At 67.8% G+C, this 18,414-nt stretch carries 17 protein-coding genes; 4 read left to right on the forward strand and 13 right to left on the reverse strand.

Going from position 1 to position 18,414, the window contains the following annotated elements; genetic code table 11:
* Positions 1–2 precede the first annotated feature (2 nt).
* Positions 3–590, forward strand: coding sequence for a hypothetical protein (locus QFZ53_RS00950; protein WP_307292547.1), 588 nt, complete (start codon positions 3–5; stop codon positions 588–590).
* 119 nt (positions 591–709) lie between these two features.
* Here the strand turns inward: QFZ53_RS00950 and QFZ53_RS00955 are convergent, their stop codons facing one another.
* From QFZ53_RS00955 to QFZ53_RS00990, 8 genes are all read right to left on the reverse strand, one after another.
* The gene (locus QFZ53_RS00955; RefSeq protein WP_292904835.1) at positions 710–1,150 is read right to left on the reverse strand and encodes a DoxX family protein; all 441 of its coding nucleotides are present in this window, start codon (positions 1,148–1,150) and stop codon (positions 710–712) included.
* A 71-nt stretch (positions 1,151–1,221) separates the two neighbouring features.
* On the reverse strand, positions 1,222–3,060 hold the full coding sequence (locus tag QFZ53_RS00960) for an ABC transporter ATP-binding protein (protein ID WP_307292549.1): 1,839 nt from the start codon (positions 3,058–3,060) through the stop codon (positions 1,222–1,224).
* Complete coding sequence (locus tag QFZ53_RS00965; RefSeq protein WP_307292550.1) at positions 3,057–4,820, reverse strand: ABC transporter ATP-binding protein; 1,764 nt, start codon at positions 4,818–4,820, stop codon at positions 3,057–3,059. The genes QFZ53_RS00960 and QFZ53_RS00965 overlap by 4 nt, the downstream gene beginning before the upstream one ends.
* Before the next feature lie 14 nt (positions 4,821–4,834).
* On the reverse strand, positions 4,835–5,935 hold the full coding sequence (locus tag QFZ53_RS00970; RefSeq protein WP_307292552.1) for a DUF4185 domain-containing protein: 1,101 nt from the start codon (positions 5,933–5,935) through the stop codon (positions 4,835–4,837).
* Positions 5,936–5,967: 32 nt separating this feature from the next.
* Positions 5,968–6,861, reverse strand: a complete 894-nt coding sequence (locus tag QFZ53_RS00975; protein ID WP_307292553.1) for a carbohydrate ABC transporter permease — start codon at positions 6,859–6,861, stop codon at positions 5,968–5,970.
* Positions 6,861–7,787 carry a carbohydrate ABC transporter permease gene (locus tag QFZ53_RS00980; protein WP_307292554.1) on the reverse strand — a complete coding sequence of 309 codons (927 nt, stop codon included), beginning with the start codon at positions 7,785–7,787 and terminating at the stop codon, positions 6,861–6,863. The genes QFZ53_RS00975 and QFZ53_RS00980 overlap by 1 nt, the downstream gene beginning before the upstream one ends.
* 73 nt (positions 7,788–7,860) lie before the next feature.
* Entirely contained in the window at positions 7,861–9,225 is a 1,365-nt protein-coding gene (locus tag QFZ53_RS00985) for an extracellular solute-binding protein (protein WP_307292556.1), read from the reverse strand.
* Positions 9,226–9,376: 151 nt separating this feature from the next.
* Entirely contained in the window at positions 9,377–10,522 is a 1,146-nt protein-coding gene (locus QFZ53_RS00990; protein WP_307292558.1) for a DUF4185 domain-containing protein, read from the reverse strand.
* A 306-nt stretch (positions 10,523–10,828) separates the two neighbouring features.
* On the opposite strand from QFZ53_RS00990, the gene QFZ53_RS00995 reads away from it, so the two are divergent.
* Positions 10,829–11,476, forward strand: coding sequence for a Pr6Pr family membrane protein (locus QFZ53_RS00995; protein WP_307292560.1), 648 nt, complete (start codon positions 10,829–10,831; stop codon positions 11,474–11,476).
* Here QFZ53_RS00995 and QFZ53_RS01000 read toward each other — a convergent pair.
* The 5 genes from QFZ53_RS01000 to dnaK form a co-directional block, all read right to left on the reverse strand.
* Positions 11,457–12,818, reverse strand: a complete 1,362-nt coding sequence (locus QFZ53_RS01000) for an FAD-dependent oxidoreductase (protein ID WP_307292562.1) — start codon at positions 12,816–12,818, stop codon at positions 11,457–11,459. The two genes, QFZ53_RS00995 and QFZ53_RS01000, sit on opposite strands and share 20 nt — an antisense overlap.
* A gap of 73 nt (positions 12,819–12,891) precedes the next feature.
* On the reverse strand, positions 12,892–13,323 hold the full coding sequence (locus QFZ53_RS01005; protein WP_292904809.1) for a heat shock protein transcriptional repressor HspR: 432 nt from the start codon (positions 13,321–13,323) through the stop codon (positions 12,892–12,894).
* A gap of 27 nt (positions 13,324–13,350) precedes the next feature.
* Complete coding sequence (locus QFZ53_RS01010; RefSeq protein ID WP_307292564.1) at positions 13,351–14,331, reverse strand: DnaJ C-terminal domain-containing protein; 981 nt, start codon at positions 14,329–14,331, stop codon at positions 13,351–13,353.
* A 7-nt stretch (positions 14,332–14,338) separates the two neighbouring features.
* The gene (locus QFZ53_RS01015) at positions 14,339–14,950 is read right to left on the reverse strand and encodes a nucleotide exchange factor GrpE (RefSeq protein ID WP_307292566.1); all 612 of its coding nucleotides are present in this window, start codon (positions 14,948–14,950) and stop codon (positions 14,339–14,341) included.
* Between the two features lie 2 nt (positions 14,951–14,952).
* The gene (gene dnaK / locus QFZ53_RS01020; protein ID WP_292904803.1) at positions 14,953–16,812 is read right to left on the reverse strand and encodes a molecular chaperone DnaK; all 1,860 of its coding nucleotides are present in this window, start codon (positions 16,810–16,812) and stop codon (positions 14,953–14,955) included.
* 200 nt (positions 16,813–17,012) lie between these two features.
* On the opposite strand from dnaK, the gene QFZ53_RS01025 reads away from it, so the two are divergent.
* Positions 17,013–17,489 (forward strand): hypothetical protein, encoded by a 477-nt coding sequence (locus tag QFZ53_RS01025; protein WP_307292569.1) that lies wholly within the window; start codon positions 17,013–17,015, stop codon positions 17,487–17,489.
* Positions 17,490–17,642: 153 nt separating this feature from the next.
* A complete protein-coding gene (locus QFZ53_RS01030; RefSeq protein ID WP_307292572.1) occupies positions 17,643–18,356 on the forward strand; it encodes a DUF1684 domain-containing protein in 714 nt (237 codons plus the stop codon).
* The last annotated feature ends 58 nt before the right edge of the window (positions 18,357–18,414 follow it).

An 18,414-nucleotide genomic window follows, 5' to 3' on the forward strand; every position in this document is an offset into this window, starting at 1 on the left:
GGATGCTGTTCTCGCTGACCGGTGCGAGCGGTGCGGGCAAGTCGACCGTGCTCTCGCTCCTCGAGACCGTGGACTGGGGAGCGCCGGTCCGCTGCGTGGAGTTCGACTCGATCGGGGTTCCCGATGGGGCGGACACCGCCTGGCGGCACGGCGCCGTCGAGCACTGGGTGCAGCAGGCGCTGATCGCCCAGGCCGACGGCGCCCACGTGCTGCTGTGCGGCCAGGTGCCGATGGGCGAGCTCCTCGCCGCGCCCTCCGCCGATCAGCTCGATGGCATCCGCGTATGCCTGCTCGACTGCTCCCCCGACGTGCGCACGGAGCGGCTGGTGCAGCGCGGCGAGCACCTAGAGGTGATCGTGCACCACAACCGCTTCGGCGAGTGGTTCCTCGCGCACACCCTCGACCCGCGACATGCTCCAGAGGTGATCCGTGTCGCGAGCCCCCTGCCGATGCAGTGGTCGCGCTGGGCCGACCTGGAACCAGGAGATCCGCGGTGGCGGGCCGAGATCATCGACACCGACGCGCTGACCCCACAGGAGGTCGCCGCATCCGTCGAGTCCTGGATGCGGCGCGAACTCGCGGCGCTCTGACGTTCTCCGCTCCCGTCGCGAAATCTCCGGGTATGGATGCCGATTTCCGGGATTTTCTGCGACGGGAGCGGCCACCGGACCGTCTCAGGACACTCGTCGTTCGTGTGGGGCGCGCCTGTTCAGACCAGCCAGGCGGGTGCGCGTCCTCGCAGGACGGCACCATCGATCGAGAAGCGACCGGCGCCGGTGAAGGCGAGCGCGAGCGCCGCGACACCGAGCACGGCGACGAACTCGTAGCCGCCCTCGCCGACCCAGAGGCCGGCGGGCAGGTGCACGGCCACGATCGCGACGATCATGTCGATCGCGAGCAGGATGCCGACCGGGCGGGTGAAGAGCCCGAGCGCGAGCAGGGCGCCGCCGATGAGCTCGACGAAAGCGACGAACGGCGCCGCGATCTCCGGCAGGGGGACACCCATGTCGGCGAAGCTGCCGATGGTTCCCGGGAGGGTGTACTCGAAGATCTTCTGCGCACCGTGCGCCACGAAGATCAGGCCGACCACGACGCGCAGGACGAGGAGTCCCAGCGAGGCGGACGAGGAGGGGGCGGTGGTGTTCGTCATGAGGAGTTCTTCCTTCGTGGCAGGACACCCGCGCGCCAGGCGCGGAGCAGGGTCGTTCCCTGCCGACCACGCTAGGAAGGGGATCTATCGGTCTCCTGTGCGTGTGACGCCTCGTTACCGTCGCAGTCGGCGGCGCCCCCGTCGTCGCTCCACGCCGCCCAGAGCTCGGCATACGCCCCGCCATCGGCGAGCAACCTCTCGTGTGCGCCCAGCGCGACGAGGCGGCCGCCGTCCACGACGGCGATGCGATCTGCGTCGTGCGCGGTGGAGAGCCGATGGGCGATCGCGATGACCGTTCTACCTGACAGCGCTGCAGCGAGCGCGGACTCCAGATCGCGCGCCGCTCGCGGGTCCATGGCTGAGGTCGCCTCGTCGAGCACGATCGTCCCCGGGTCCGCGAGCACCACGCGGGCGAGGGCGAGCTGCTGTTCCTGCGCCCCGGTGAGCGGCTGTCCTCCGACACCGACCTCGGTGTGCCATCCCTCGTCGAATGCGTCGATCCATCCGGAGGCGCCGACCGTGTCGAGCGCTGCCCGAAGACTGCGGTCGTCGGCGTCCGGTCGGGCGAGCAGCACGTTGTCGCGGATACTCGTCGCGAAGATGTGGCTCTCTTGCGTCACGAGCAGCGCGGCCTGTCGTCGCCGCGCAGGGTCGAGCCCGGTGATGTCGACGCCGCCGACCGTCACGGTGCCGGAGGACGGGTGATCGAGACCCGCGATCAGACGAGCGAGCGTCGATTTCCCCGCCCCCGACGGCCCGACGACGGCCAGGCGCTCACCGTCGACGACCCGAAGCGTCACGCCGTGGAGCACCTCGCGGCCGGCGCGGTACGAGAAGCACACGTCGCGCAGTTCGACCGTCTCGGACGCGGTGAGGGAGCCGGCTGCTCCTCGCTCTCGCGGCGCGCGGTCGGCAGGGGCCTCAGGGTCCGGCATCCGACCCACGCCGAGCACCCTGGCGAAGGAGACGAAACCGCGCTGGAGTTCGTCCGTGCACCCGATGAGCGTTTCCATCGGAGCGACGAGCGCCGAGGCGTACAGCGTGACGGTGACGACAGCCCCGATCGACATGTGACCCTCGATCGCCAACCAGCCGCCCCACGCGAGGGACGCGAACACGGGAATGGCGAAGGCGAGATTGGACCAGGGGAGCATCACTTGTCGCAGCCGGATCCGGGCGAGCGCTGTCACCCAATGCGCCGCGATGGACTCGTCCATGGATCGGTTGCGCGCCTCTTGCAGCCCGAGTGACTCGACCGTCCGGGCGCCGGACGCCGTCTCGTGCACCGATGCGAACATCGGCCCGTAGCTCTCCCCGAGATGCCGATAGACCCTCGGCGCAAGCCGCACGTACCAGCGCATCACGACGACCAGCAGGGGCAATGCGAGAAGGTACACGGGCACCACCGGCGGGGCCACCAGCAGCGCTGCGACGACCGTGAGGGTCACGGTGACCGCCGCGATGAGCGCCTGCGGAATCGCATCGCGCACCGTCCCTCCGAGCGCGCGGATGTCCTGGGTGGTGCGGGTGACGAGCTCGCCGGTACCACCGCGCTCGATCACGCCGATCGGCAGGCGCAACGCGTTCCGCATGAACTCGTCGCGCACATCGCGGAAGACGTCCTCTCCGAGCACGAGGGCGGTCCGCGTCGCCGCGAGCAGCAGCGCTGCCTGCACCACGACGCTCGCCAGCATGGCACAGCAGAGGAGGGCGATGTCGGCGGCCGTCGCCTCGCGCCCCAGCGCGTCCACGAGCACTCCGAACAGCCGCGGAGGCGCCAAGGCTGCGATGGCTGCCGCCCCGAACAGCACCACGATCAGCACCAGCCGACCCCGATTGCGGCGCCAAAGGCCGCCGAGCGCCGACCAGACGTCTCTGCTGGTGGCGGTGGGCAGGGCCTGTTCGCTCATCGCCCCTCCTCCGCGCGCTCGGTGAGATTCGGCTGCGCCTGCGCGCGCAGCACTGCTCTGCGATACCCCGAATCACGTCGCAGCAGATCGTCGTGCGTGCCTTCGGACACGACTGCGCCGCGAACCACGTGCGCGACCCTGTCGGTCTGTGTGAGGACGAGCGGGCTGGCGGTCACCACGACGGTCGTCCGCCCTCGCCTGGCGGAGCGGATGCCCTGGGCCATGCGCTCTTCGGTCGGCGCATCGACCGAAGAGGTGGGGTCGTGCAGCACCAGTATCTCCGGATCCGACAGCAGCACGCGCGCCACCCCCAGTCGCTGCCGCTGACCACCGGAGAACTCGACGCCGCGTTCGCCGACGAGGACGTCGAGCCCGCCCACGGCCTCGACGACGTCGATGGCGTCGACCGCGGCCACGGCCCGCAGGATCGCAGGGTCGTCGTGGCGACCCCGCGGATCGAGGACACTCCGCAGAGTGCCGCTGAACAGGAACGGGACGGGATCGGCGACGACGACGCGAGCGCGGACATCGGCGATCGGCAGAGAGCGGATGCCGCGGCTCCGCAGCGTCACCTCGCCCTCCGCGCCGACGTCGTCCGCGTCGAGTCGCCCCAGACGATCGACGAGCGCACGCGCCACCGCGGATTCCGTGAGGACGACGCCCAGCAGCTCGCCCTCTCGTACGACCAGTCCGGTCGCGGCATCCGTCATCGCCGACTCGGCTGCACCGCTCTCGTCGTCCCGAGCGCGACCTTCGGAAGACTCCCACAGCGGCTCGACGCCGAGCACCTCGACGATCTTGCGGGCACCGATCAGCCCTCCTACGACCACTCGAAGCACCTGATTGAACAGCGTGACAGGCAGCATCATGAAGCCGGCGTACCCGTAGAAGGCGACGAGGGCCCCGATCTGAAGCTCACCCTGCGCGACCAGCAGGGCCCCGATCCACGTGAGGGCAGCGACCAGGACGCCCGCGATCAGGACGTTGAGTCCGTCGGCGGCTGCGAGGGGCCACGCCGCCCGCTTCGCCGCGTCTGAGAGGCCGGTGGAGTGACGCCGGAATCGGTCGAGGAACTGCTCCTCTCCTCCGATGCCCCTGAGCACCCGCATGCCCCTGACGCTGTCGGCGGCTACGGCGTTCATCCGTTCTGACTCCTCACGCACGGCCCACTGCCGCGAATGGAGCGATCTGACCAGGGTGAACTGCACGAGCGTGAACGCGGGCACGCCGACGATCACGAGCAGTCCGAGGACCACCGAATCGCGCAGCAGCAGCACCGAGACGGTGGTGAACGAGACCAGCGCCGACAAGAGCGACCCGACGTTCAGCGGGACGAAGCCGAGCATCCAGGTGTCGGAGGAGACCAGTGTGACGATCGCACCCGCGCGCAGCCTCCTGTCGACGGCGACGGTCGCACCGGTCGCCGCGTGCGCGATCACCTGGTTCACGCGACTCGCCGCGCGCTCGAAGTTGACCGAGCCCGCTCGATCGCGCAGACCCTGGATCAGCGAATGCTGCAGCTGCAACCACACCACGACCGCAAGCCAACGCAGGAACGCGCCCCCGTCGCCCGCGACGAGGCCCTCGTCGATGGCACGTCCGATCGCCCATGGTGTGAGCGCGAGTCCGAGCAGCCAGACTATGTCGCACACGCTGCCCTGGAGCACCGTGGTCCACTGCATCCTGATGAGCCAGCGCAGGAAACCGGCGGGGGTGCTGCCCTCCGGCGGCGGCGAGTACGGTTCGGGGACTGAGCGCAATCGATGCCCCCTCCTCAGACGAGTCCCTGCACCCGGAACTGCTCGGAGTGGTAGACGCTGTTGTTCCCGGTGTTCCATTGGCTCACGCTCAGATGCAGGTCCGACAGCGTCGAACCGGGGATGATGTAGCCGCCGTACAGCTGCGCGACGTGCGAGGCGTCCTCGGTGTTCCACTCGGTGCCGTACAAGAGGGTGGTCTTGGCTGCCGTGTAGAGATTGTCTGTCGGGGTGTTCAGCACCATCGCGTCGATCCGGTACGCGCCGGAGTTGAACCACGTGAGGATCCACTTGCCGCCGAGAGGGCGGAGACACATCTCGCCGAACTGGCCGGAGAGGACCTCGGTGACCGGCTTGCCCCAGCCCCAGGAGCCGTTCGCGTACCCCCATGGCTGGTAGGCCGACAGCGTGGTCATGTTGTTCGACGGCACCCGGTAGAGCACGATGCCCTTATCGCGCTGGAAGCCGGTGCCGTAGATGTAGACGTAGCCGTCGTTGCCCTCGCCCCACGTGATGCACTGGAACTTGCCCCCGGCCATGTCGGCGGGGAACTGCAGCCCGGTGTGCTGCCAGGTCGCGCCGTTGTCGTCGGACTTCCACAGCTCCGTCCAGCGCACTGTGCCGAACTGCGGGCCGTTGACGATCGCGTGCAGGTACATGCGCGAGCCGATCGTGATGACGTCTGACGGGATGACCGTCGTGAAGTAGTTGTCGTGCGGGTAGTACCAGAGCTGCGGGGCGGTGCCCTGCGTGTTCGCCCCCGCTCCCGCGGAGCCGTTGAACGTGACCCCGGAGACGAGGTTCGTCGTCGAGGAGTACAGGGCGACCGGCGAACGCCAGTTCGCACCGCCGACGTGGTCGGCCCAGGTGTCGCCGAACATGAACAGCATCCGCCCTTCCGGGGTGCGCGCGGGAATGCCGAGATCCGTCGCTCCCACCCCGTACTGCACCGGTACTTGAGTGCCGGCCAGCACCTTGACCCTCGTCACGGTGAGCCCCGCTGCGGATGCCGGTGGCGCCGGCGCCGTCGCGGCGATGAAGGCCGCGCCGAGCACCGCCGCGCCCTGGATGAGTCCTCGGCGGCTGACGCCGCGCTCGTTCGTGCTCTCGGTCTCCATCGACCGCTCCTCTCGTCACCGCATGGGTACTGCTACTTGAGACCTGCCATCTTGATGTTGCCGATGATCTGCCGCTGGAAGATCAGGAAGAGGATGATGACCGGGGCCGCTGCCAGGACGGAGCCGGCCATCAGCAGTCCCAGCTCTGTGCTGCGCTCGGAGCGGAAGGTCGCGAGATACTGCTGCAGCACGAACTTCTCCGGAGAGGTGATCGTGAGGATCGGCCAGACGTAGGAGTTCCAGTAGGCCAGGAACGCGGTGATCCCCATCACGACGAACGGCGGCTTGGAGAGCGGGAGGAAGATCCGCCAGAAGATGCCGAAGCGTCCGCAGCCGTCGAGCATCGCGGCCTCCTCGAGGCTCTTCGGGATGTTCAGGTAGAACTGCCGGATGAAGAACACCATGCCCGCGCTCGCGAGTCCGGGGATGACGAGCACCGCGAGGGTGTCGAGCATCGCCAGCCGGGTGACGACGATGAAGCTCGTGAGCAGGATCGTCATACCGGGGATGAACATGGTCGTGATGACGACAGTCCAGATCAGTCCCTTGAAGCGGAAGTCCAGGCGGGCGAACGCATAGGCGGCGAGCGAGTTCACCGCGAGGCTGCCCACCGTGAACAGGATCGCTCCGAAGAACGTCCAGGCCAGCGTCCGCAGGAAGGTCGGATCCGCCAGGATCTGCGCGTAGTTCTGCCAGAGCCAGACCTCGGGGAAGAACTGGAACGGCGTCTCGACGACCTCGGTCTTCGACTTGAACCCGGCGATCACCATCCAGGCGAGCGGGAACAGCGACGCGATGACGAACAGCGCGCCGAGGATCACCTTCCCGAGGAGGACGAGCCATCCCCCGGCGCTGCGCGGCGTCCGGGTCGAGCGCGGCTCCTTGCCCGCGAGGACGATGCGTGTGGTCTCCTGCATGACGGCCATCAGTCCACCAGCCTCTCGGAATTGACGAACTTGAACACGAGCGCCGAGATCGTCCCCAGCACGACGAACAGCACAAGCGCGGCAGCGATCGAGTATCCGGCGTTCACGTCGAGACGGAAATGGTTGAAGATGAAGAGGTTCGGCAGGGTCGTGGAGTCGAGCGGCCCACCCTGGGTCATGACGAGCGGAAGCTCGAACTGCTGGATCGCCGCGACGAAGCCGGTGATGAGCAGGTACAGCACGACATTCCTCATCTGCGGGATCGTGATGTACGAGGTCTTCTGCCACCAGTTGGCGCCCTCCATCGCGGCCGCCTCGTAGTACTCGGTGGGCACGTCCACCATCGCGGCGACCATGATGAGCGAGGTGAGTCCCATGCCGAGCCAGATCGCCGGGACGGCAACCGCTGCGAGCGCCCATTTCGGGTCACCGATCCAGGCGATCGGTTCGACGCCGAAGGTGCCGAGAAACGCGTTCAGGAGCCCGCCGGAGTAGTTGTAGATCAGCACGAAGATGATCGACGCGATCACCGCGGAGACGATCGTCGGGATGTAGATGCTGACCTTCAGGATGCTGGCCGCCCGGCGCGACACGGCGACGACGAGGCTCGCGAAGAGGAACGCCAGCACGAGCATGACCGGCACCGTCATCAGCACGAACGCGAAGCCGCGTCCGATCGTGGCGAGGAAGAGCGGATCCTTCAGGACGTTGACGTAGTTGCGGATGCCGACGAACTCCGGGTCCTTGTAGAAGCTCCAGTCCTGGAACGACAGATACCCGGCGTAGACCGCCGGCCAGATGACGAAGATCCCCAGCAGCACCACGACCGGCAGCAGGAACCAGTAGGCGGTCTTGTTGTCGCGGTATCGATAGCGGTTCTTCTTGCGCCGGATGTCGCGGCGCTCCTCCACAGCCTGGCTGGCCATATCCACCTCGTCGTGCTCTCGGGGCGTCGTCCCGCCCGGGGCCTCTGGGCCCCGGGCGGTCACGCCGACAGGGTCAGTTCTTCGGCGCCTTGTCGGGCAGCCCGTCGCGGTCGATCACGGTCTGGATCGCGGCGTTCGCGGTCTTGATCGCGTCGTCCACCGACGCCGAGCCCTTCATGACAGACTCCATCGCGGTGCCGACGGCCAGGTTCACATCCCACGGGTACGTGGAGCCGGCGATGGCGTCCGGGGCGATCTCGTCGACGATGACCTTCGACCAAGGGGCCTTCGCGGCCTCCTCGCTCGCGGCGACGGCATCCTGCACCGACTGGCGTACGGGCACCTTGGTGAACTGGGTGTTCACGAAGAAAGGCACCAGGTTATCGGGATCGCCGCCGATCGCCCACGACAGGAACTCGCCCGCGGCATCCGCGTTCTTGGTCTTCGCGTCGACGACCCAGGTGAAGTTGCCCATGGTGGTGGCGGTGCGACCGTCGGCGTCCGAGGCGCTCGGGAAGCGGCCGACGCCTGTCTTGTCGAGCAGGTCGGCGTAGTCGGAGCCGATCTCCGACATCATCCACGAGCCGGAGACCTTGAAGGCGACCTTCTGCTGCCCGAAGTCTTCTCCGGCGACATAGGCCGCGAGGGGCTGCTTGGGCATGTAGCCCTTGTCCCACAGCACCTTGTACTGCTCCATCAGAGCACGGTAGCCCTTGTCGTCGACGTCGGGCGCGGACCAGTCGTCGGTGAGTGCGAGGTGGCCGGAGAAGTTGTACTGCTGACCGACCGTCGACCATGCCATCGTCACGGCGTCCTGCGCGGGAGAGATGCAGTACTGGCCGTCGGCGAGCGTGGGCTGGATCTTCGCGCAGGCGTCGAGGAGGTCGTCCCAGGTCTCGGGGGCCTTGCTGGAGTCGACACCCGCGGCATCGAGCATGTCCGTGTTCCAGAAGAGCACGGTCTGCGGCTCGAGGAGCAGCGGGTACGCGTAGTGCTTGCCGTCGATCTCCGAGATGGAGGAGGCGATGTCGAGGATCTCGCCCAGCGCATCCTTCGAGACGATCGAGTCCAGTTCGTGCACGGATCCCGCGTTCACGAGGTCATGGAGGTTGGCGGAGCTCGTGTACACGTCGGGAGCCTTGCCCGCGGCCTGTGCGGCCTTCATCTTCTGGTCCCAGGCATCCGCCGGCACCTCGGTGTCGACGACCTTGATCTTGTCCTGCGACGCGTTGAACTTCTTGACGATGTCGGCGTACCACTCGTTCTCCACGGGGGTGAAGGAGCGGTGCCAGAACTGCACGGTGGTGACGCCGTCTCCGCCGCCCTCCCCCGCCGACTCGCCTGGGGTGCCGGACCCGCAGGCGGCGAGCATCGAGCCGACCGTCAGCGCTCCGAGAGCGGCGATCGCCGTGCGACGCGTGCGTGTGGTGATTCTCATGGGTTCCTCCTCAGGAACGGACTCCTCATCGAGTCGCTGCTGTGTGCTCGGCTGCCGCCGAAGGGATCCGGCCGCGCGTCGATCCTCGGTGACCGGGTAAGCGCCAGATTATGCGAAATCGATTTCATGCGCAAGGGATCAAATCGTCTTCTCAGCCCGCGCGCACCAGATCCGCCGAGAACCAGAACACGTTGTACGGACCCCAGAGGGAGAGCGTGAAGTAGATCGTGCTGCCGTCGTCGCTCACGTAACGCGGATTGAGGTACGGGGAGTACAGCCCCGGGTACTCATCGCCTGACACGAGCTCGATCGCCTGCCCCCACGGACCCCACGGAGTGACGCCCTCGCGGATGTAGGCGTTGCCCGCATCCGAGTAGGTCATGATCCAGCGATCCAGGTACGTCGACCACATGACCGACAACTCGCCGATCGTCCCCTCGACGACCGTCTCGGCATCCTCGAGATCGCTGCTCCATCGCGGGGTCTCGCCGTCGACGCCGGCGAAGTAGGAGTAGGCATCCTGGTCCTCGACCGCATCCTCCGTGGCCCGCACACGCATCAGCTGCACACCTCCGAATCGCCCCGACGGGATGGACCAGAAATAGATCCAGTCCTCGCCGCCTTCGTGCACCTCCGCCGTGGCGAACTGCACGAAGTTCGAGTCGCCGGGCCATTCGACGCCGTCCACGGGCGCCCAGCTCTCTCCCCCGTCGCGTGACACGATCAGCGCGGAACGGTTGGCATCCCAGGCACCCGGCTCTCCCCAGAACTTCACGGACATGTACGAGACGTAGATCGTCTCGCCGATCGCGAAGCCGTAGGTCGGGATCTTGGTGACCTCGCCTCCCGCACCGTTCGCGTCATGGTCCCCTTCGACGAGCGGAGCAGCCAGACCGATGTCGTCTTCGACCCAGCCGTCGAACGAGATCCCGTCGGACGGGTCGTCGTCGGTCGTCCACGCGGCGACGTTCGAGCGCCAGAAGCCTCCTTGTCCTCCGATCGACTCCGGATCGCGTTCGCCGAATGTGTCTCCGAACAGGAAGAACGTGCGGTCGCCGACATTGACCATCGACCCGAGATCGGTGCCGGCGACCGAGACCGCCGCGGTGTCGTTCATGGCGTCGGGGCCGGTGAGCTGCGCGATCTCCGCGACCTCGGAGACGCCGTCGAGCACGAAGGGCTTGTCGGGGTTCGGATCGACGCTCACCCCCGCACTCCCGGCGCATCCGGCGAGCACGAGGGCGAGGACGACGGATGCCGCGACGGCGGCCCTGCGAGATGCGGAAGTGACGGACATGATCCTCCTCGATCGGTGACGGTCATGGATCCGAATCTAGCGGAAATCGATTTCAACACACTAGGGTCTTCGGCATGGCAGACACCCCTACACTCCGTGGCTGCGCCCGTCCGCGGCCGACGGTTTCGAACCTCGGTGGGGACACGAGAACGGCATGCAGATCGGCATCCCGCCGACCCCGGGACCTCGCGGACTGCTGCGTATGTTCACGCCCTATCTCGACCACCCGGAAGAAGGCGCACGCTGACCGCATCCCCCACGCGTGCGCCTGAGAGAGCGTCGAGCGCACTTCCGTAGACTCGCCGGATGGCGAAAGTGCGGGCGCGTGCGGTTTTCGGCGCACTGCGTCTCACCGCGGCAGCCGTGTGCGCAGTCGCCCTCGTGCACCGGCTGTTCTGGGGGCTCAGCTCACGGACGACCGCGGGCGAGAACTTCTTCGCGTACCTGACGGTCGAATCGAACTGCGCGCTCGTGATCGTGCTGCTGATCGGCACTGCACTCGCGTTCACACGAGCGACTGACCCACGCTGGTTCACGATCGCTCTCGCCCTCGTGCTGACCTGGACCATCACGGCCGGGCTCGCCTTCGCCTTGATCGTCTGGCAGGCCGGGCTCCGCGGCATCCGCGTCGATGTGCCCTGGTCCGATCAGGTGCTGCACTTCTGGCTGCCCGCCTGCACGGCGATCGCCTGGGTGCTCACACCCGGCCACCGCCGGGTGTCGTGGTGGATCGTGCCGTGGTCGCTGCTCTTCCCTCTCGCGTGGGGCGGAGTGACGATGTGGCGGGGGCCGCTCGTCGGCTGGTATCCGTACTACTTCCTCGACCCGCGGCAGGTGTCGGGGATGCCCGAATTCCTCCTCACGAGTGCCGTGGCGCTGTCGATCTTCGCGCTCGTGGCGTGCGTGCTGGTGCTGATCAGCCGGATGCCGCAGATCAGGCGATCGGCTGCATGAACGGCGCCAGCGCGGCCATGGCCGCGGCCTGAGCGGCCTCGTCGTCGAGCGCTGCGAACTCGGCGGCGTCGGCGCCCCCGACGATCCCGACGAGGATCGCGTCTCCCGTGACGGGTGCGAGGTTGAACCAGGTGCGGATCGTCTGCTCTGCGCCGACCGCATGCCAGATGGTGGCATCCGTGTCGACGAGCGGCTCGTCGAACCGCAGCCAGACGGTCTCGATGAAGCCCATGCCGAGGTCGGCGATCGCCCCGCGCTGCGCGAACGGCAGCTTGGGCGCGAACTCGATACCGTCGCTCTGCAGCACCCCGAGCGGAACCGTGATGATGACGCGGTCAAACGACAGCGACTCCCCGGTGGCGATGCCGAGGCTCACGCCGGCATCGTCATAGGCGACGCGCGAGACGGCCGATGACAGGCTCACCCTGACGCCGTCGACGAGCTGCGCGAGCACTGCGCCGAGGTCGCCGAGCACGGCCGTGCGGGTGTCGGGCGGCAGCGTGGGCGGGAACCACGACGACGCCTGATCGGGGTCGGACCCGGCGGATGCTGCGACGTAGGCGAGCAGCGCCGCGAGCCCCGGTTCTGCGGGGTCGGCGCCGGCATCGGCGAGCGCCTGCGCCAGAGGGACGTCGGCCGGGAGCGCCTCGGCCGCAGCGATCGCGTCGATGACCGGCTGGCTCGACGGCGCGTCGACAACGCCGTCGGGCGACCTCCACAGAGCGCTCTCGAGGACCGCTGTGCGGATGTCGAGCGCGTTCAGCTGTTCGCCGAGCTCGGTGTCGTCGGCGCCGATGAGCCAGCCGCCGAGCTGCGCGGGCACGGGCCATCGCTCGTCGTCGACCACGCTCTGGATTCGGCCCCCGGTGCGATCGCGCGATTCGAACACCGTGAGCGCGAGACCCGTCGCGGCGAGGCGTGAGGCGGCGGCGGCTCCTGCGAGTCCGGCGCCGACGATCGCCACGCGCTCTCCTGCGCCGGCTGCGGCCAGCAGTTCCTCGGCCGCGCGGGTGCCGGAGCGGAGCGCTCCGGCCATGGTCCCCGGTGCATCTGCATCGGTCGCCTCACCAGCGAAGAACAGGCGGCCGCGGACCGGTGTCGCGAGCGCGTCACGAGCGGCGCTCTGAACGCCGACCGGAGTGAAGCTCGCCGCACCAAGGGCTGACGGGTCGGTCGACCATGCGCTGCGAGCGAAGGCGATCGGGGCGAGGCTGTCGCCGGTCGGGGTCGGCGAGGGAGTGCGATCAGGCGTGGGTGTGGGCGCCGGCTCGGGAGTGCACGAGGCGAGAAGCACCCCGATCACGCCGGCTCCGGCGCCGACCAGCAGAGTGCGACGCGTCATCCTCATCGTGACGCAACGATACCGCGCTCGCCCTGCTGCGTCCCAACGACCCCACTGCACTCCGAGGGAGATGTCAGTCGCGGGCGCGCGGATCCCACAGGACGATCTCGGTGGAGCGGCGGATGCGCCGGCCGTTCGGCACGGGCACGACGCCGGCCGAACCGGCGGCGAACACGCGGACGCCAGGGCGGTTCTCCCGTTCGGCGCGCAATGCGGCCTCGAGGCCCGAGACCTGCCGGCGCAGCATCCGGTTCTCATCCTCCAGGTCGAGCAGCCGGGCGATCGCCGGCAGGCTCATGCCCTCGGACGACAGCTGGGCGACCTCGCGCAGCTGTTCGATGTTGCGGGTCGAATAGCGCCGCGATCCGCCGGTCGTACGACCGGGGACCACGAGGCCGATCCGGTCGTACTGACGCAGCGTCTGCGGGTGCATGCCGGCGAGCTCGGCGGCGACGGCGATCGCGAACACCGGGGTGTCGGCATCCATGCCCTGTCGTTCAGCCATCGGACTCACCCGCACAGAGCCCGGTCGTCATCGCCGGGCCTTCGCCATCAGGTCGGCCCGCGGGTTCTCGTCGGGCTCCAGCTCGTGGAACTTCTCGAGCGCCTCGCGGGCTGCCTCGTCGAGGTGCGAGGGCACCGCGATCTGGAGTTCGGCGAGCAGGTCGCCCGATCCCTTGGTCGTGGTGACGCCGCGACCCTTGACGCGCAGCACGCGACCCGAAGGCGTACCGGGGGCGACACGGAGCTTGACCGTGTCGCCGCCCAGCGTGGGGACCTCGATCGTCGCGCCGAGCGCGGCCTCGGTGAAGGTCACCGGAACCACGACGCGGAGGTTGAGCCCGTCGCGGGTGAAGACCGGGTGCGGCTTGACGGCGATCTGCACGACGATGTCGCCGTTCTCACCGCCGTCCGGCGAGGGCCGTCCGCGTCCGCGCAGCTTGATCTTCTGCCCGTCTGCAACGCCGGCCGGGATCTTCACCTTGAACGGCTTGCCGTCCTCGCCCTGCAGGGTGATGGTCTCTCCCTGCACGGCGGTCGTGAAGTCCAGCGTCGTGCGCGCGGTGACGTCGGCGCCGCGCTGCGGGCCTCCGTATCCGCGGAATCCGCCCGAGGTCCGCCCGAAGCCGCCGGAGCCGAAGCCTCCGCCGCCCTGGTTGAACATCGAGAAGATGTCCTCGAAATCGGCGCTCTGTCCGCGACCCTGCTGGCCGAACCGGCTGAAGACGTCTTCGAAGCCGCCCGCGCCCTGACCACCCGCGGTGAAGCGGGCGCCAGAGCCCATCGCGCGGATCTCGTCGTACTCCTTGCGCTGTTCGGCATCCGACAGCACCGAGTAGGCCTCGCTGATCTCCTTGAACTTCGCCTCGGCGGCCGCATCGCCCTGATTGGAATCGGGGTGGTACTTCCGCGCGAGCTTGCGATAGGTCTTCTTGAGATCAGCGTCGCTGACGTCCTTCATGACCCCGAGGGTCTTGTAGAAGTCCTTGTCGAACCAGTCCTGGCTAGCCATCTGTCCCCTACTCGGCAGGTACTGCGACGACGACCTTCGCGGGACGCAGCTCGACGTCGCCGAGCCGGTAGCCGACCTCGACGACCTCGAGGATCGTCGTCTTCTCCGCGCCCGGCGTGGGCTGCTGGAAAATCGCTTCGTGCTGCTGCGGGTCGAACTCGTCGCCAGCCTCGCCGTACGAGACGACGCCGAGACGCTCGACCACAGTGCGCACCTTCTCGGCGATCACGGCGAAGGGGGTGCCCTCGACCAGATCGCCGTGCTGGGCGGCGCGAGCCAGATCGTCGAGCACGGGGATGAGGCCCTTGGCGGCCTCGCCCTTCGCGCGCTCGATGTCGGTCTGGCGCTGCTCCTCGGTGCGGCGGCGGTAGTTCGCGTACTCGGCCTGAAGGCGCTTCAAGTCGTTCAGCAGGGTCGCCTCGGCGTCGGCGATCGCGGCATCCTCTGCGGCAGCCTCGTCGGTCTGCTCGGCGTTCAGGATGTCGTCGACCGTGAGCTCCTCGTCGGAGCCCTCAGCGGCCCTGGCCTCGGTGGAGTCCGGATTCTGCGGCGCGGGGCCGGATGCCGCAGCATCCGACCCCTCCGGAACCTCGTTCTCTTCGAAGTTCTTGTCCGTCATGATTACTTCTTGTCTTCCTCGTCGTCGACGACCTCTGCGTCGATGACGTCCTCGTCGGAGGAGCTGCTGTCATCGGCGGGGGCGCCCTCGGGGGCGCCGGCTGCGGCATCCGCCTGCGACTGCGCGTAGATCGCCTCGCCGAGCTTGGTCTGCGACTGGTTGAGCTTGTCGAAGGCCGTCTTCACGGCCTCGTCGTCGTCGCCGGCCAGCGCCGTCTTGAGCGCGTCGACATCGGCCTTGACCTCGGTCTTCACGTCTTCGGGCAGCTTGTCGTCGTTCTCGGAGATGAGCTTGTCGATCGAGTACGCGAGCGTCTCGGCCTGGTTGCGGACCTCGGCGGCTTCGCGGCGCGCCTTGTCTTCTGCAGCGTGCTCCTCGGCCTCGCGCACCATGCGGTCGATGTCGTCCTTGCTGAGCGACGAGCCGCCGGTGATCGTCATCGACTGCTCCTTGCCCGTGCCCTTGTCCTTGGCGGACACGTGCACGATGCCGTTCGCGTCGATGTCGAAGGTGACCTCGACCTGCGGGATGCCGCGCGGAGCCGGGGCGATGCCGGTGAGCTCGAAGGTGCCGAGCGGCTTGTTGTCGCGTGTGAAGTCGCGCTCGCCCTGGAAGACCTGGATCGCGACGGACGGCTGGTTGTCGTCGGCCGTCGTGAAGGTCTCGCTGCGCTTGGTCGGGATGGCCGTGTTGCGCTCGATGAGCTTGGTCATCATGCCGCCCTTGGTCTCGATGCCGAGGCTCAGCGGGGTGACGTCGATCAGCAGCACGTCCTTGCGCTCGCCCTTGAGGACACCGGCCTGGAGGGCTGCGCCGACGGCGACGACCTCGTCAGGGTTGACGCCCTTGTTGGCTTCCTTGCCGGCCTCGCGCTTGACGAGTTCGGCGACGGCGGGCATGCGGGTCGAGCCGCCGACGAGGACGACGTGCGCGATGTCGGCGACCTTGATGCCGGCCTCGCGGATGACGTCTTCGAAGGGCTTCTTGGTGCGGTCGAGGAGATCCTTGGTGAGGTCCTCGAACTTCGCGCGGGTGATCGTCTCTGAGAGCGAGACCGGGCCGGACTCGGTCAGCGACAGGTACGGCAGGTTGATGCTCGTGCTGGTCGAGGAGGAGAGCTCCTTCTTCGCCTGCTCGGCGGCCTCCTTGAGACGCTGCAGGGCGATCTTGTCGCCCGAGACGTCGACGCCCGTGGTCTCCTTGAACTGCTTGATCAGGTAGTCGACCAGACGCTGGTCCCAGTCGTCGCCGCCGAGGCGGTTGTCACCGGCGGTCGAGCGCACCTGGATGGTGGAGAAGTCGTCGTCCTTGCCCACCTCGAGGAGGGAGACGTCGAAGGTTCCGCCACCGAGGTCGAAGACGAGGATGAGCTCGTCTTCCTTGCCCTTGTCGAGGCCGTACGCGAGAGCGGCGGCGGTGGGCTCGTTGATGATGCGGAGCACGTTGAGGCCCGAGATCTCGCCGGCCTCCTTGGTGGCCTGACGCTCGGCGTCGTTGAAGTATGCGGGAACGGTGATGACGGCATCCGTCACCGTGTCGCCCAGGTACGACTCGGCGTCGCGCTTGAGCTTCATGAGGATGCGCGAGGAGATCTCCTGCGGCGTCCACTTCTTGCCGTCGACGTCGAAGCTCCAGTCGGTGCCCATGTGGCGCTTGACCGACGAGATGGTGCGGTCGACGTTGGTGACGGCCTGGCGCTTGGCCGTCTCGCCGACGAGCACCTCGCCGTCCTTCGTGAAGGCGACGACCGACGGGGTCGTGCGGAAGCCCTCGGCGTTGGCGATGACCTTCGGCTCGCCACCCTCGAGGACGCTGACGACGGAGTTCGTGGTTCCGAGGTCGATTCCAACAGCACGTGCCATGTGTTCTCTCCTTGTATGTGTGGAACGGGAAGTCTGCGGCGATCAGGGAAACCTGAGTCGCGATGACTCAACTGTACTCCGAGGGTCGGATGCTGTCAAAAGAAGTTGATATGAATTGGCTCAACTTTGCTTGTCTCGCTGTGCTCGCTCGACGGCCGGTGGGGTCGTCGCTCCGTCTCGCTCTTGGTTATCGTGGTGCGATGAGCGATGCCGTTGCCTTGCACGTCGATGAGGACGGATTCTTCTGCCTCGTCGCGCCCGATACGTATCGTGGCTTCGTCGATGAGGATTGGGAGCTCGAGCAGCTCCTCACCCACTTCGCAGGGCAGATGAACGCGGAATCCCTGTTCATCGCCTATCCCGGCCCGTATGACACCAACGAGACCGTCGTAGTCGCAGATGGCCATGGTGATGCTCCGGTGCTGCGTCAAGCGGTGGGCGCTGTGAACGTCGGCCCCGGAGGGCTGTGGCTCACCGACTACACGCAGCTGACGATGGCCGCGCAGTTCGACGATGAAGCCCCGACCGCGTCTTACGCGATTCGGCTTCCGATCGCAGAGGGTCGGCACCGGGTCGATCTCCGACAGCTCGACGGCGTCCCACGCTACGTGCTCACCATCACGCCGCTTGCGGATGATGGCCGCGAACCGGTCAGCGCGGTTCCCTGGTTCTCTTAGCCCGCGCCAGCCGAGCGTCACATCCGGTCCCTCGTCTTCCCGACGCGCAGCCGCGCCGCCGCGCCGCCGGGGAATGGCGCACGCCCCGACCGTGTTTCGCTGAATAACGTTCACATTCCGCGACGCCCATTCCCTTCTTACGATGGATCCGCCATGCCTGCACCCGAAGATCACGCCGCCTGGCGCGCACAGCGCCGCGCCGCCGTCACCGCGCCCACGGGCAACCTCGCCCTCGTCGAGACCCGTTGGACAGGGGCGGAGCGACCCGACATCGACGCAGAGCAGGCGGATGCCGCGGCATCCGTCACTGTGACGCCCATCGAGCGCACCGACATCTCGACCGGAGCCGCCGAGTACGGGTTGCGCGTGTGGGACGCGGACGCTCCCGCGATCCGTGCGTTCGAGAGTATCGACACCTACGACTACGACCCCGCATGGGTGATCGAGGCGCAGTTCTCGCCGGTCGAGGCCTCTCGCACCGTGCCTTTCGAGCACATCCGCGACAACGGAGGCACTCGCGAACTCGTCGTGCCCGGCGACATCACCTTCACGCTGAACGGCGCCGAGCACCGCCTTGCCGCCTTCGATGACGGCGGCCAGCTGCTGCTCGTGTTCGGCGACGCCACCAACGGCGCCGAGACGTACGGATCCGGCCGCTTCCTGTTCGTGCGCCGCGACGACGACAGCGCCTTCGGCGCCGCGGGCACGGTCGTGCTCGACTTCAACCGCGCCTTCGTGCCGCCGTGCGGTTTCTCCGCACAGTACAACTGCCCGCTGCCCCCGGCGCAGAACCGGTTCAGCGAAGCCATCCGCGCCGGCGAGAAGAGCGTCGTGTTCTCAGGCGGATTCGACATCTACTCCGCCTGAACTCCACTCAGCATCCGTCACCCGAACCCGCAGCATCCCTCACCCACCCACCAGGAGA

Source organism: Microbacterium natoriense (genome assembly GCF_030816295.1).
Lineage (GTDB): Bacteria > Actinomycetota > Actinomycetes > Actinomycetales > Microbacteriaceae > Microbacterium > Microbacterium natoriense_A.

Excerpts from the sequence above, each read along its gene's own strand:
- QFZ53_RS00985 (WP_307292556.1), bottom strand. The coding sequence starts at position 9,225 with ATGAGAATCACCACACGCACGCGTCGCACGGCGATCGCCGCTCTCGGA.
- QFZ53_RS00955 (WP_292904835.1), bottom strand. The coding sequence starts at position 1,150 with ATGACGAACACCACCGCCCCCTCCTCGTCCGCCTCGCTGGGACTCCTC.
- QFZ53_RS01030 (WP_307292572.1), top strand. The coding sequence starts at position 17,643 with ATGCCTGCACCCGAAGATCACGCCGCCTGGCGCGCACAGCGCCGCGCC.
- QFZ53_RS00980 (WP_307292554.1), bottom strand. The coding sequence starts at position 7,787 with ATGGCCAGCCAGGCTGTGGAGGAGCGCCGCGACATCCGGCGCAAGAAG.
- QFZ53_RS01000 (WP_307292562.1), bottom strand. The coding sequence starts at position 12,818 with ATGACGCGTCGCACTCTGCTGGTCGGCGCCGGAGCCGGCGTGATCGGG.
- QFZ53_RS01005 (WP_292904809.1), bottom strand. The coding sequence starts at position 13,323 with ATGGCTGAACGACAGGGCATGGATGCCGACACCCCGGTGTTCGCGATC.
- QFZ53_RS00960 (WP_307292549.1), bottom strand. The coding sequence starts at position 3,060 with ATGAGCGAACAGGCCCTGCCCACCGCCACCAGCAGAGACGTCTGGTCG.
- QFZ53_RS01015 (WP_307292566.1), bottom strand. The coding sequence starts at position 14,950 with ATGACGGACAAGAACTTCGAAGAGAACGAGGTTCCGGAGGGGTCGGAT.
- QFZ53_RS00970 (WP_307292552.1), bottom strand. The coding sequence starts at position 5,935 with ATGGAGACCGAGAGCACGAACGAGCGCGGCGTCAGCCGCCGAGGACTC.
- QFZ53_RS00990 (WP_307292558.1), bottom strand. The coding sequence starts at position 10,522 with ATGTCCGTCACTTCCGCATCTCGCAGGGCCGCCGTCGCGGCATCCGTC.
- QFZ53_RS00975 (WP_307292553.1), bottom strand. The coding sequence starts at position 6,861 with ATGGCCGTCATGCAGGAGACCACACGCATCGTCCTCGCGGGCAAGGAG.
- dnaK (WP_292904803.1), bottom strand. The coding sequence starts at position 16,812 with ATGGCACGTGCTGTTGGAATCGACCTCGGAACCACGAACTCCGTCGTC.
- QFZ53_RS00950 (WP_307292547.1), top strand. The coding sequence starts at position 3 with ATGCTGTTCTCGCTGACCGGTGCGAGCGGTGCGGGCAAGTCGACCGTG.
- QFZ53_RS00995 (WP_307292560.1), top strand. The coding sequence starts at position 10,829 with ATGGCGAAAGTGCGGGCGCGTGCGGTTTTCGGCGCACTGCGTCTCACC.
- QFZ53_RS01025 (WP_307292569.1), top strand. The coding sequence starts at position 17,013 with ATGAGCGATGCCGTTGCCTTGCACGTCGATGAGGACGGATTCTTCTGC.
- QFZ53_RS01010 (WP_307292564.1), bottom strand. The coding sequence starts at position 14,331 with ATGGCTAGCCAGGACTGGTTCGACAAGGACTTCTACAAGACCCTCGGG.